Here is a 12,875-nt window from a genome sequence, read left to right as displayed (position 1 = left end):
TTTCGGCAGGTTCTTTTATCAAAAAAACTCCTCAAGCGACTTGCTTTATCGGTTGTCCACTTTTTCCGGGTACAAATCATGGTTCATCATACGATACTCCGCCATTTTCTCGTATTTTGTTCCAGGACGTCCCCAATTGACATAAGGATCAATAGAAATACCGCCGCGCGGCGTAAATTTTCCCCATACTTCGATGTAGCGGGGCTCCATGATCTTGATTAAATCATTCATGATAATATTAACACAGTCCTCATGGAAATCGCCGTGGTTGCGGAAGCTGAACAAATAAAGCTTCAGCGACTTGCTTTCCACACATTTTTTGTCTGGAATATAGCTGATATAAATGGTCGCGAAGTCCGGTTGTCCGGTGATTGGCCTCTGTTTTTCACAAACAGGTGGACTATATCATATTCTTATTCAACTGCGATATTGAATAAGAACCCTTGCGCTTCCACCAAGATAATATATGCTGTCATCTTGGTGTACTCTACTCTCTTCCTCCAACACTACTCTTACTCGCTTCATGCTGGAGTGATTTCGATAGTCTCTGCACCTTCCTCAAATTTAAGAAGAAGATTCCCTTAAATTTGAGGCTTGGCTCAGGGTTGGAAAGATAATGGGAATAAGAGACAAGAACATGTTTTTCTTTTATTCGATCACAATTGCCATTTCCGCTTTTTACTCCATTATCCTCTTCCCCTGAATTCACAAGGTTTATCCGACAGTGTCGCCACTGAAGTGTGCCCTTATTGACACAAGCTGGTAAACTCCGGACAATTGAACTTCACGAAATAATCGCGGTCTGGATGTTTATTATCGAATACTTCCAACACTTCTGGGCTGTATTCAAATAAATATTTTGTATTTTTGTTGCCTAACAGCGTCAGATCTTTCAATTCATCATCTTTTCTTCCAGCCATCTTTTTTCATCCTTTCCTATTCATTTACACTCCGCGCTTGTTTCCCCAAACAAGTGCATGAAGCTGCGGCAAAACTCGAGCATCGTTCATTTCTTTTGATTGAACAGTCAATTCGATCAGCCATTCTAATTTTTCTAAAAGCTGATTTCTCAGGATGTGATCATTTTGTTCGTTTACTTGATCATTTCCAGGCTGCAAATAAAATGAAATATTTGGATAGCGAAGGTGGACGTTTTTCGCGTAATCAAAATCTTCCTCATTAAAAACAACAACTTTTAGACTAACATTGTCTTTCCGTCCGCCATCGATCAGCCGCTTCATAATGTCATCAAGCACAGTAAAGTTCGTTTTCATCCCTGAACTAGGAGGCTTGGGAGAAAGAGTTAAATCATCGATTAGTAAAAACCAATCTTGATAACGACTTCCCTGTGTCTCCAGTGCAGTGCGAAATCCTTGCTCCCTTAAAAGGATAATCAATTCATCCAATCCTCTAATCAATGCCGGATTTCCGCCCGAAATGGTGACGTGATTGAAGCGATCGCCGCCAAGCTCAATAAGATCGTCCAAAATTTCCGCTGCTGTCATTTGTTTAATTTCATCGTTTGCTGAACCGTTCCACGTAAAAGCTGAATCACACCAGCTGCATGAATAGTCGCAACCGGCCGTTCGGACAAACATTGTTTTTTGTCCGATCACCATTCCTTCCCCTTGAATGGTTGGTCCAAAAATCTCGATGACCGGTATTTTTTTCATTATTTCATCTCCCTTTTCGGGCGGTACACAACATAGCTTGTCGGCGTTTCTCTGACAAACACCTGCAAGCATTTCGGTTTATTCGGGAGTACATTTAAATGATCCTGGACAATTTCCCAAATTTTCCGCGCAACCACTTCTGTCGTTGGAAAGTCTTCGCTGTTTTGACCATTGAATACATCCGTATGGTCATTGAGCAGCGTATGGTCAAATCGATCATGAACCCATTTTTTTAAATGCTGAAAATTCACAAGGAATCCTGAATCATCAAGCTGATCACCGCAAATAGTGAGATTGACGAAATACGTGTGGCCATGTACACGGGCGCATTTCCCCGCTTTTTCATGCGGGATGTAGTGTGCAGCAGATATTTGCATATCTTTATTCAGCTCATAACTATAACTATGAAAAACTTGCGGATAAAATTGATGAAGCATCACGTATTAGCTCCTTTTTCAGCCAAATATTGTTCCAATCCCCTTTTTCTCAATAAGCAAGCAGGACATTCGCCGCATCCGTCGCCAATAATGCCGTTATAGCACGTCAACGTTTTTTCGCGAATGATATCGAACACCCCTAATTCATCGGCAAACTTCCACGTTTCCGCTTTATTGATCCACATAAGCGGCGTGTGAATCACAAACTCCTCTTCCATCGCTAAATTAATCGTTACATTGCAGGATTTTACGAACACGTCCCGGCAGTCAGGATAGCCGCTGAAATCCGTTTCACATACACCTGTCACAATATGTTTCGCTCCCAGTTGTTTCGCCAAAATGGCGGCAAATGTCAAAAAAACTAAATTCCTCCCCGGAACAAAAGTGTTGGGAAGCTCTCCTTCCTTTTGTTCAATTTCCATATTTGAACGCGTTAATGCATTCGGCGCCATTTGATTTAATAAGGACATGTCCAGCACATAATGAGGTATGCCGGCTTCGTTCGCAATGTTTTTCGCTGCTTCAATTTCCTGTGCATGCCGCTGATTATAATGAAACGTGACAGCGGTCACCTCATCAAATTGTTTCTTCGCCCAAAACAAACAAGTTGTACTGTCTTGTCCTCCGCTAAACACAACGACCGCTTTCTTATTATCCATTTGAAAACGCTCCTTTCTGAAAAAAGAAAGCCATTCACACTGCCTAGCTTAAACAGAAACTGACTTTTTCTGCTACAGTGGCGGAAGCAAGCTGTTCAGAAGCCTTTCGAAATCATCATAAATCTATTCAACTTCTAAACCTTTCGCAAACATTGAAAAAACTATATCCCAAGGATATAGTTTTCCTTAGTTTTTTATAGAGGGTGTGCTAGAACCTCTCCCGTTCTTTCGAAACGGATTTTTATTCAAGTTGTATCTTATTATATCATACAGAATTGGTTATGCAAACGGCATGCTCCGACTGGAGTCACTCAAGACTTTGTGGGCAACTTTTTTAATCGCTATTTTTGATAGCGAAATCACTTTTTTCAGGGTACTCTCTTGGTAAAAAAAATCTTCTTTTTTCAAAAAACAGGATTGAGCCGAGCGTTTGTGGGCAATTTTTTATCTAAATGTAGTCCATGATCATTCTACCAGGAGCAGCCGCACTTTCTCATATTACTGCCACACTTTCCCTTTCATTTAATGAGCAATCAGAGTTCTCATTAAATGAAGGCGCTAATTTTTGCCTACAATAATTTTACTTTTACCTCCGCATCATGCCTTTTCCAAGCCTCTGTAGCGTGAGGTCGTTAATTCCTGAATATACTCTTTTAGTTCCGGCATTTCTTTTTTTCTAGCTAATTGAATGGCAAGGTCAATATCATATGGAACACGTATGTGCTGAATCGAAAAAGGAGCCCTTTTCTCCGAGTTGAACATGCCTTCCAAAATGCAGTAGGATGCTTCGGGCAGGTCCAGCGGATTACCGACACTGCCTGCATTAAAAAGCGTTTTGCCGGATAAATGCTGTATAAAGGCATTATGAACATCACCGTATCCGACAACATCCGGCTCCTTCGTTCCCAAACCGGTTTCAACGCTGTTTTCAAACATGGACAATCTTTTTTCAATCGAATCCCAAGGCTGTACCCTTATCCAGACGCTGAAAGGGGATGCATGAAAAAGCCGCAGCCGGCGGCCGCTCATATAAAAATCAATGGAAAACGGGAGGCTACGCAAATATTCTATGTCTTCTTGCGACAACTGATTTTGATGCCAGCGAACGACATCGTTTACATCTTCCCTTGTAATCAGCTCGTCCCAGTTTCCTTTTAAAACAAAATCGCAGGAGCTGCGGACGATATCGATCGCTTCTTTTGATTCAGGTCCTTTTCCGACAAGATCTCCTAAACAAAAAATTCGATCTACATTTCGCAAGCTTATATCTTTCAATACAGACGACAACGCTGGAATATTCCCATGTATATCAGAAATGACCGCGATTTTATCCAAATAAACTCCTCCTTCATTTCCCTACTATTTTATCATGATTTGTTATCGTCTGGAATTTTTTTGAACATTAATAATATGAAAAAGGCAATGCTCATATACCCGAACAGCGGATAAAGCGTGGAAATAAGCTTTCCGTATCCTATCAGGCTGACTAAATAACATAATAATAGGATGAAAATGACACCAGCGATTTTTGCCAAAGGCTTTTCCGATGATAATTGCCGTTCCAAACCATACAGATTACCGATCAACGATGAAAATATTTCTCCAAAAATAACAAGGATGTATATGTAATAAAAGCCTGAAAACAGCTGCTTGACAATTTCAGCCATTGGGATTTCAAAAAGCCCGGCGTCCGGCAAATGCAGAAGAGAGAAATAGCTGGAAAATAAAATGAAGCTTAATCCGAGACCGCCTACAACTCCGCCCAATTTAATGGCGCTTTCATCCTTTATTGCGTTTGCGAGCGGAACAAGTACAGCCTGAGCAAGAGAGAGATTAAAAGAAACATATAAAAAGCTTGATTTGACTGGTTGAAACACTCCATCCAACGATAAATCGATAAAATCACCCCTAATGATGGCTTCAATGGAGATGATCAGGCTAAACAAAATAAAAAGCGGAACAACCAATAGATTGACGGAAGACAGCCCTTTGACTCCAAACGAAATCACAGCAATGGAAAGCACAATCGTTAAAAAAATTCCAAATTGCTTTGAAAGCGACAGTTGCTCTTCAAAAATCGCCCCCGCCCCCGACAGCATGACCGATGTGATGCCAATCAGCATCATAAACATCAAGCCGTTGACTACATAAGCTGACAACGTCCCAAACAAAAATTGGTTCAACTGCAAATACGAAGATGCATTAATGCGTCTTCCGATCAACATCATTTTCGTTCCCAGCCAAACAAATAAAACGGCAGAACAAATAATTCCAACAATTCCTCCAGCGCCGTATTTTGAAAAAAACTCAACGATCTCTTTTCCCGTTGCAAACCCTGCACCGATGACAGTGCCGATATAGACAGAAGCTATTTGAAGTGCCAATACCCATTTATTGCTCATGTTTCACCCACCTTACTTTATCAACAATATATGGACAAGAAGGGAAAAAAAGACGAAAAAAATTTGTAAAAAAGACTTGAAAGTCAAAAAAGGTCAAAGTATAATAAAGTCAGAAAAGGTCAAACAGTGAATCTAACTATTGAATGATTGAGATTGTTTCTTTGATTCCAAAAGGTCAAAGAAAGTCAAAAAAGTTTCTTCTTTTGGTCAAAGTTAATCAAAGTCAAAAAGGAGGAATGTTATATGTTGTGTGAAAATTGCCAAGCAAGAAAAGCCAATGTTTTATTAAATGTACAAATCAATCACAACAAACAAGAAATGCGTCTCTGTCAAGAATGCTATCAACAATATAAACAAAAAATCCCAAGTGGTTTTTACGGATTCAGCGGTTTCGATGAATTATTTCAATCATTTATGCCAAACTCTTTTGAGAGCTTTGACCAAGCTGTTCAAGCACAACCGAAATCAGGGGGCGGAAAACAGAACGGCTTCCTCGATCAATTCGGCCGAAATTTAACGGATGCTGCAAAAGCTGGGTTGATTGATCCTGTCATCGGCCGCGATGATGAGGTAAGACGAGTGATTGAAATTTTAAATCGACGCAACAAAAATAACCCGGTTTTAATCGGAGAACCAGGCGTAGGGAAAACAGCTATTGTGGAAGGACTAGCCTTAAAAATTTCTCAAGGAGACGTTCCGCAAAAATTAAAAAATAAAGAAGTTTATTTGCTGGATGTTTCATCACTTGTCGCCAACACGGGAATTCGCGGACAATTTGAACAGCGGATGAAGCAGCTAATTCAAGAATTGCAGGCCCGGAAAAACATTATCCTGTTTATCGATGAAATTCATCTTTTAGTCGGCGCTGGTTCTGCGGAAGGTTCTATGGATGCCGGCAACATATTAAAGCCAGCGCTCGCCCGCGGTGAGCTTCAAGTTGTCGGAGCAACAACTCTAAAAGAATACCGGCAAATCGAAAAAGATGCAGCCCTTGAACGACGCTTCCAGCCGGTTATTGTGAAAGAACCTTCCATTGAAGAAGCGATCAGCATTTTAAAAGGAATTCAAGAAAAATATGAACAATACCATCAAGTCAAATATTCAGAAGATGCGATTAAAGCTTGCGTCACACTATCTCATCGATATATTCAAGACCGCTTTTTGCCTGACAAAGCCATCGATTTAATGGATGAAGCTGGTTCAAGATTAAACTTAAAAGCCGAGCCGGCTAATGAAGCAGACATCCACGAGCGGCTTAAACAAATTGCCCATGAAAAAGAAAAAGCGCTAAAAGAAGAACGATACGAACTTGCAGCTAAGCTTCGCGACGAAGAAGCTGCCCTTGAAAAGCAGCTTGAACAAGGAAAGGACAAACAGCAAGCAATCGTTCAAGTAGAAGACATTCAAAAAATCATCGAAGAAAAAACCGGCATACCAGTCGGCAAGCTGCAAGAGGATGAGCAAGCAAAAATGAAACATTTAGAAGAAAACTTGGCGAAAAAAATTATCGGCCAAGAGGATGCTGTCCGGAAAGTGGCAAAAGCCATTCGCCGCAGCCGCGCTGGATTGAAAGCAAAAAACCGACCGATCGGATCCTTCCTGTTCGTCGGCCCGACTGGCGTTGGAAAAACGGAATTGTCGAAAACATTAGCTTTGGAGCTGTTCGGTTCAAAAGATGCCATGATTCGCTTGGATATGAGTGAATATATGGAAAAACATTCTGTTTCAAAATTAATCGGCTCGCCTCCAGGCTATGTCGGACATGAAGAAGCAGGACAATTAACGGAAAAGGTTCGTCGCAATCCTTACTGCATTATCCTGCTGGATGAAATTGAAAAAGCTCATCCAGATGTACAGCACATTTTCTTGCAAATATTAGAAGACGGACGCTTGACAGACAGCCAAGGCCGCACCGTCAGCTTCAAAGATACGGTCATTATTATGACCTCTAACGCTGGAGCAGGTGCAAAACAAGTTCACGTCGGTTTTAACAGCACGGTGGAAAAAGAATCAAGCATCCTTGAATCTCTCGGTTCATTCTTTAAGCCTGAATTTTTAAACCGTTTCGATGCCATTATTGAATTTAAACCGCTTGATAAAGAAGATTATTTGAAAATAGTTGATTTGATGCTTGAAGAAGTTCGGAACACGTTGAAAGAACAAAACATTTCATTGGACGTAACAGAAAAAGCAAAAGAAAAATTGGTAGAAATCGGCTATCATCCATCCTTCGGCGCTCGTCCGCTTCGCCGCGTCATTCAAGAACATATTGAAGACAAAATTGCAGACATCCTGTTAGACGGTGAAGTGCACAATCATTTAATCGCCGACGTGGAAAATGAAGAAATCGTTATTCGTTCATAACAGCTGCCCTAACAGTCCATTAGGACAGTTTTTTTTGGGGAACAGCATCGCAAAAATCGATTCCGATGAATGTGTCGTTTATTTTTTTTATCAAATATAAAATTTTCGTCTTTCTTTGTCGATATAATAATTGAATATAGAAAGAAGAAGGATTTGATGAACATGGACAAAACATCAATTATCGGCATTTTTTTAGGAATTATGGCAATTATTGTCGGCATGGTTTTAAAAGGTGTCAGTCTTTCCGTCTTAATCAATCCGGCAGCTATCGTCATTATTATCATCGGAACGATTGCTGCGGTCGTTATTGCCTTTCCGACAAATGAAATTAAAAGAGTACCGAAATTATTCCGCGTCTTATTTAAAGACACACAAACTTATACGATTCAAGAGTTGATTGTCCTTTTCTCTGAATGGGCGCAAATCGCAAGGAAAGAAGGATTGTTGGCACTGGAAGCTAAGCTTCAGGAAATAGATGACCCATTTTTAAAGACCGGTTTAAGCATGGCTGTGGACGGTCAGTCTGCCGAGTTCATCCGAGATGTTATGACAGAAGAAATCAATGCAATGGAAGAGCGGCATGAAGCAGGCGCCGCTATTTTTTCTCAGGCCGGCACGTATGCTCCGACTCTTGGCGTATTAGGAGCTGTATTAGGTTTGATTGCCGCACTAGCCAATTTGGAAAATATTGAGGAGCTCGGACATTCGATCAGCGCCGCGTTCGTTGCTACTTTGCTCGGAATTTTTACAGGATATGTTTTATGGCACCCGTTTGCGAACAAGCTGAAAAGGAAATCCCAGCAGGAGGTGCTCGTCCGCCAGGTGATGATCGAAGGCATTCTTTCCATTTTAGAAGGACAGGCACCGCGGACGATTCAGCAAAAATTGGCATTTTATCTTCCTGAAAAAGAGCGGGCAAAGATTTCTGATGAAGGAAGTGTTGCGTCCGATGCGTAGTCGAAAAAAAAACCGCAATGACCATCATACAGATGAAAGCTGGCTTATTCCCTATGCCGATATTTTAACCCTTTTGCTTGCGCTCTTTATCGTCCTATTTGCTCTCAGTTCGATAGATGCCCAAAAATTTGAACGTTTGGCAAGAGCTTTCAATTCCAATTTTGACGGAGGCATAAGCGTTTTAGAATATCCGAGCCCTCTACCACAACAAGAAATGGAAAACATCGAAGAAAACAAACAAAATGGAAAAGTGCAAAATGAGCCTCATGACAATGATGAATCGGGAAACAGCGATCAAGAGGAATTAGCGGAAGTTCAAAATCGGTTTAATCAATACATTGAAGAAAACAACTTGAAAAACAATATTAAAACATCACTAAACGAAGAGGGTTTGTTAATCACGATTCGGGACGATATATTGTTTGATTCGGGCAGCGCCAAAGTGAGAAAAAAAGATGAAATTTTGGCTACTGACATTGCCAAAATGCTCGCCATGGGCAGTGCCCGCAACGTGGTTATCAGCGGACATACAGACAATGTACCGATTCATAATTCAAACTTTGATTCAAACTGGCATTTAAGTGTTATGAGAGCCGTAAATGTGATGAAAATTATTTTAGAAAACAAAAATCTCGACCCAAGCAAGTTCAGTGCGAAAGGATACGGCGAATACAAACCCGTTGCTTCCAATGATACAGCAGAAGGAAGACAAAAAAACAGACGGGTGGAAATTCTAATTCTTCCAAACAATAAAAAAGCGGAGCCGAATTAAGCCGGTTCCGCTTTCATTTTTCTTTCGCATGGTACCCTACTTTTTTTAATAGATTAATCGCTGTTTCCTTCTCATCTTCTGTCAAAATATTCACGATCGAATCAATCATCTCTTGATGAGAAGGAAAGATTTCTTCAATCCATTTTCTCCCCTTTTCCGTTATTGCTGCATATGTGACACGGCGGTCTTTAGGGCATGCTTTTCGAACTAACAGCCCTTTTTGCTCTAATTTATCAATAACATACGTAATGCTGCCGCTAGCTAAAAGAATTTTTCCGCCGATTTGTTGAAGTGGCTGATCTCCTTTATGATACAAAAGCTCTAAAACGGCAAATTCCGTTAAGTTTAATCCATATGATTGAATGTGCTTGCTAACTTGATCATTCATTGCGCGATAAGCACGTGAAAGAACGATAAAAAATTTTAGAGATTTTTCAATACTGCTGTTTTCCTTAGCCAACTTTCATCATTCCTTTAGTATTTCAATGTCTTGAATTATAATAGTGAAACTTCTCATTATTGTCAATCACTGCATAGAAAATTTCAGAATAAAAAAACTTTTTTTAACCCCGATCTTCTTTCAAAAGATCATGCTATAATAAAAAGGTTGATGAAAAAGAAGGAGTTTAAAGAAATGCTGGACTTAACACATCGCCATAAGGTTTTGCTTTACATTTTGATCGTGATCCTGCCCACTTTTCTGATTTCGTTTATCATATGGGAAAAACAAAAAAATATCCTCTTTTCGAAACATGAAAAAGAAGCCGTATATATGCTAGACATTCATCAAAGTCAAATTGACCGCTTAATCTCGGAAACAAAAACGAGAATGGAAACAATGGCGTTATTCATAGATCAAGAAAATAATCCAAACCAAATTCAAAGAGCTCTAAAAGAAACCCTACAACAAGAACCCCGCTTTACCGGCCTTTATATCGCAAATGCAGACGGGACAATAAAAATCGGCACTCAACCCGTTCCATTACATCATGACATCTCTTCGGAAAAATGTTTTCAATCTGCGCTCGCAACAAAAAAGACTGCTATTTCAGAAGTTCACGATAAAAAGCTTATCACGATCTGCACCCCGATTGTAAATCAGCAAAAGGATGTAAATGGCGTTTTATACGCCACATTAAGCATAAACTATATACAAAATATTATGAACGTACTGAGCCCAGATTTATATATCGTGGTGAGTGACACGAAGAACAACTTTCTTTTCAGTGCAGGCGAAAAAGAAAAGGACGCTTCCGAAAAATCTGTTCAAACTGATATTACCCAGCTTCCATGGGTGCTGAAAGCGTCGGTCGCTCCGGTCAAGCCGTTGGAAATCTCTCAAGTTGTTTTAACTTATGCCGCCATTGTATACATTTTTTTTAATATTATTTTTTTGTTGATCCAATATTATTTGCTGAAACGTAAAGCAAGATTGGAAGAAGAAAAAATTAAAGCGCAAAAGCTTGAACTGGTCGGTACTCTCGCTGCCAGCACAGCGCATGAAATCCGAAATCCTTTAACTGGAATTAGCGGTTTTATTCAACTGTTAAAGAAAAAATATCAGTCAGAAGAAGATCAGCATTATTTTTCCGTCATAGAAAAAGAGATCGACCGAATCAATGAAATTGTGAGCGAATTTCTCGTTCTCGGAAAACCAACCGCTCATAAACACAAACTGTACGACTTAAATCAGATTATCGACGAAGTCATGCCGATCATTAAATCGGAAATCAATCTCCATCGAACAAATTTTCAAGTTCATATGGATCGGCATAATCCTATTCGGATTTATTGTACAAAAAATCATATTAAACAAGTTTTGTTAAATTTAACGAAAAATGCTTTAGAAGCAATGGACATGAACGGATCATTAGAATTGATTGTCAAAAAAGAAGCAAATCTTGCAGTTATCAAAGTGATCGATACAGGGAAGGGGATTCCTGAAAAAATGATGGAAAAAATTTTTGACCCATTTTTTACGATGAAAGACAGCGGCACCGGACTTGGACTGGCAATATGCAAACGCATTGTCGATATGTATGACGGCACCATTGAGATTGAAAGCAAATTGAATGTCGGCACAACCGTGACGATAAAGCTGCCGCTATCAAATAAAAGCTGAAGCTCGATGTGATTCTGAACTAGGCGAAAAATAGCCTTCTTGTTCTAATGTAAGCCGCATCTAAAAATGCCTGATGATGCATTTGATGCAGGATTGGTAGAAACCGATGAAAGCGACGGTTTCTACCTTCTTTTATCTATTTTTGAATCAAAAACCGATTAGAGGATCGGGGCTAAAAAATGCTGAGTCGTAGCCAATCATTTTCTTATGATGAATGATATCTTGACATGCGGCTTCCGCTTTTTCCTTTTCTTCCTTTTTGAGAACGTGTTTTTCCCATTATTTTTACTGCACCTTTATAAACGATATAAATGCTCAAAAAAGCGAAGAACAGAGCGAGAAATCCCCATAGTCCTTGCACAATATCTTCAAATTCCATATTTCCTCTATTCGTTATTTTTTGTTGAATCTCAATGGCAAACACTATGACAACTAGTACGGTCATTGTATAAATAAACGATATACATAAAATGCCGAATTTTGCTATATATTTAAATACCACATGTGTAATGAAAAAGATAACCATGCCGAAAATGCCGATGATCCAAAAATGCAGCTGTTTATCTGTTAATTGAAAACCAGCCATTTCTACCAAATGGATAATATTGTCATGAAAATCATTAATCAGTTCTACAATGAACAAGAGCGTTTCTTTCATATAAAATCTCCTTCTATTGATAAAATAACAAATCTATTATAAAACATTATTATCAAAATTTATTTTTTCTGAAAAGGGGTACGATTTTATGTACGACGTATATATTGGGAGTTTTTTATCAGCAATGTCTACAGGTTTAGGGGCTGTCCCGATTCTTTTTTTGCAAAAAACGATTAAACATAGAGGAAGAGATTTATTATTAGCATTCAGCGCTGGGATTATGATGGCTGCTTCCATGAGGGGGTTGATACCTGAAGCATTAGCAAACGGAAATATAATGAAAATGTGCATCGGATTAATACTTGGAGTGCTTATATTAACAATTTTAGAGAAAAATATTCCTCACATTGAACTGGAGCATACGAAAGAAGGAATACAATTTGACGAAAAAGCATTGCTCATTATCTCGGCGATCACCTTACATAATCTCCCCGAGGGTCTATCTGTCGGAGTAAGTTATGCCTCAGAGAAACAAGATTTAGGTCATCTAATTGCTCTTGCAATCGGGCTGCAAAATGCACCAGAAGGCTTATTAGTTGCGCTTTTTTTAATCAATCAGAACATTTCCCGCATCAAAGCCTTTTTCATTGCAACGTTGACAGGAGCGATCGAGATTGTCACATCTCTAATAGGGTTTTATTTAACAACATTTGTTGAATCTTTAGTTTCTTACGGTCTTGCTTTTGCTGCAGGAGCAATGCTTTTTATCATTTATAAAGAATTGATTCCGGAAAGCCACGGCGATGGTCATGAATTGACTTCGACATATTCTTTTATTTTCGGAATTTTATTTATGATTGTGCTGACTGAACTTTTTTAAGCTTGTCAAAT

General features: G+C 39.4%; 12 protein-coding genes, 2 pseudogenes and 1 riboswitch. Of the genes and pseudogenes, 5 read left to right on the top strand and 9 right to left on the bottom strand.

Annotated features, from left to right (window positions below):
• Positions 1–45 precede the first annotated feature (45 nt).
• From queF to NSQ41_RS06895, 7 genes and pseudogenes are all read right to left on the bottom strand, one after another.
• Positions 46–369: pseudogene (gene queF, locus NSQ41_RS06925) on the bottom strand (preQ(1) synthase); the annotation flags it as partial.
• Positions 370–752: 383 nt separating this feature from the next.
• Positions 753–920: pseudogene (locus tag NSQ41_RS06920) on the bottom strand (NADPH-dependent 7-cyano-7-deazaguanine reductase QueF); the annotation flags it as partial.
• A 24-nt stretch (positions 921–944) separates the two neighbouring features.
• Positions 945–1,673: a 7-carboxy-7-deazaguanine synthase QueE gene (gene queE / locus NSQ41_RS06915; protein ID WP_339211292.1), complete on the bottom strand. Its 729-nt coding sequence runs from the start codon at positions 1,671–1,673 to the stop codon at positions 945–947.
• Positions 1,673–2,110 (bottom strand): 6-carboxytetrahydropterin synthase QueD, encoded by a 438-nt coding sequence (gene queD, locus NSQ41_RS06910; RefSeq protein ID WP_063389356.1) that lies wholly within the window; start codon positions 2,108–2,110, stop codon positions 1,673–1,675. Before queD ends, queE begins: the two co-directional genes overlap by 1 nt.
• Entirely contained in the window at positions 2,110–2,769 is a 660-nt protein-coding gene (gene queC, locus NSQ41_RS06905; RefSeq protein ID WP_339211290.1) for a 7-cyano-7-deazaguanine synthase QueC, read from the bottom strand. Before queC ends, queD begins: the two co-directional genes overlap by 1 nt.
• 180 nt (positions 2,770–2,949) lie before the next feature.
• Positions 2,950–2,993, bottom strand: a riboswitch (PreQ1 riboswitch).
• A 373-nt stretch (positions 2,994–3,366) separates the two neighbouring features.
• Positions 3,367–4,104 carry a metallophosphoesterase family protein gene (locus tag NSQ41_RS06900; protein ID WP_063389358.1) on the bottom strand — a complete coding sequence of 246 codons (738 nt, stop codon included), beginning with the start codon at positions 4,102–4,104 and terminating at the stop codon, positions 3,367–3,369.
• Between the two features lie 32 nt (positions 4,105–4,136).
• Positions 4,137–5,171 (bottom strand): hypothetical protein, encoded by a 1,035-nt coding sequence (locus NSQ41_RS06895; protein ID WP_066247941.1) that lies wholly within the window; start codon positions 5,169–5,171, stop codon positions 4,137–4,139.
• 243 nt (positions 5,172–5,414) lie between these two features.
• On the opposite strand from NSQ41_RS06895, the gene NSQ41_RS06890 reads away from it, so the two are divergent.
• The 3 genes from NSQ41_RS06890 to motB all read left to right on the top strand — a co-directional run bounded on the left by NSQ41_RS06890 (position 5,415) and on the right by motB (position 9,264).
• On the top strand, positions 5,415–7,535 hold the full coding sequence (locus tag NSQ41_RS06890; protein ID WP_063389360.1) for an ATP-dependent Clp protease ATP-binding subunit: 2,121 nt from the start codon (positions 5,415–5,417) through the stop codon (positions 7,533–7,535).
• A gap of 162 nt (positions 7,536–7,697) precedes the next feature.
• Complete coding sequence (motA, locus tag NSQ41_RS06885; RefSeq protein WP_063389457.1) at positions 7,698–8,492, top strand: flagellar motor stator protein MotA; 795 nt, start codon at positions 7,698–7,700, stop codon at positions 8,490–8,492.
• The gene (gene motB / locus NSQ41_RS06880) at positions 8,485–9,264 is read left to right on the top strand and encodes a flagellar motor protein MotB (RefSeq protein ID WP_063389361.1); all 780 of its coding nucleotides are present in this window, start codon (positions 8,485–8,487) and stop codon (positions 9,262–9,264) included. The genes motA and motB overlap by 8 nt, the downstream gene beginning before the upstream one ends.
• Positions 9,265–9,277: 13 nt before the next feature.
• Here the strand turns inward: motB and NSQ41_RS06875 are convergent, their stop codons facing one another.
• Positions 9,278–9,724: a MarR family transcriptional regulator gene (locus NSQ41_RS06875; RefSeq protein WP_063389362.1), complete on the bottom strand. Its 447-nt coding sequence runs from the start codon at positions 9,722–9,724 to the stop codon at positions 9,278–9,280.
• Between the two features lie 174 nt (positions 9,725–9,898).
• Between NSQ41_RS06875 and NSQ41_RS06870 the strand changes: the two genes are divergently transcribed.
• Positions 9,899–11,386 carry an ATP-binding protein gene (locus tag NSQ41_RS06870; protein ID WP_339211288.1) on the top strand — a complete coding sequence of 496 codons (1,488 nt, stop codon included), beginning with the start codon at positions 9,899–9,901 and terminating at the stop codon, positions 11,384–11,386.
• Between the two features lie 205 nt (positions 11,387–11,591).
• Here NSQ41_RS06870 and NSQ41_RS06865 read toward each other — a convergent pair whose 3' ends face one another.
• Positions 11,592–12,044, bottom strand: coding sequence for a hypothetical protein (locus NSQ41_RS06865; RefSeq protein WP_339199589.1), 453 nt, complete (start codon positions 12,042–12,044; stop codon positions 11,592–11,594).
• An 88-nt stretch (positions 12,045–12,132) separates the two neighbouring features.
• On the opposite strand from NSQ41_RS06865, the gene NSQ41_RS06860 reads away from it, so the two are divergent.
• A complete protein-coding gene (locus NSQ41_RS06860) occupies positions 12,133–12,864 on the top strand; it encodes a ZIP family metal transporter (protein WP_063389365.1) in 732 nt (243 codons plus the stop codon).
• Positions 12,865–12,875: the final 11 nt, after the last annotated feature.

It is taken from the genome of Aeribacillus sp. FSL K6-8210 (genome assembly GCF_037963925.1).
In the GTDB taxonomy this organism is placed as follows: Bacteria; Bacillota; Bacilli; order Bacillales; family Aeribacillaceae; genus Aeribacillus; species Aeribacillus composti.
Note: the sequence above shows the minus strand (reverse complement) of the source record. Positions and strands in the feature narration are given on the sequence as shown.

What these genes read in the sequence shown, in the direction of transcription:
- NSQ41_RS06870 (WP_339211288.1), top strand. Translation starts at nt 9,899, where the DNA reads ATGCTGGACTTAACACATCGCCATAAGGTTTTGCTTTACATTTTGATC.
- motA (WP_063389457.1), top strand. Translation starts at nt 7,698, where the DNA reads ATGGACAAAACATCAATTATCGGCATTTTTTTAGGAATTATGGCAATT.
- queD (WP_063389356.1), bottom strand. Translation starts at nt 2,110, where the DNA reads ATGCTTCATCAATTTTATCCGCAAGTTTTTCATAGTTATAGTTATGAG.
- NSQ41_RS06860 (WP_063389365.1), top strand. Translation starts at nt 12,133, where the DNA reads ATGTACGACGTATATATTGGGAGTTTTTTATCAGCAATGTCTACAGGT.
- queE (WP_339211292.1), bottom strand. Translation starts at nt 1,673, where the DNA reads ATGAAAAAAATACCGGTCATCGAGATTTTTGGACCAACCATTCAAGGG.
- NSQ41_RS06895 (WP_066247941.1), bottom strand. Translation starts at nt 5,171, where the DNA reads ATGAGCAATAAATGGGTATTGGCACTTCAAATAGCTTCTGTCTATATC.
- queC (WP_339211290.1), bottom strand. Translation starts at nt 2,769, where the DNA reads ATGGATAATAAGAAAGCGGTCGTTGTGTTTAGCGGAGGACAAGACAGT.
- NSQ41_RS06890 (WP_063389360.1), top strand. Translation starts at nt 5,415, where the DNA reads ATGTTGTGTGAAAATTGCCAAGCAAGAAAAGCCAATGTTTTATTAAAT.
- motB (WP_063389361.1), top strand. Translation starts at nt 8,485, where the DNA reads ATGCGTAGTCGAAAAAAAAACCGCAATGACCATCATACAGATGAAAGC.
- NSQ41_RS06865 (WP_339199589.1), bottom strand. Translation starts at nt 12,044, where the DNA reads ATGAAAGAAACGCTCTTGTTCATTGTAGAACTGATTAATGATTTTCAT.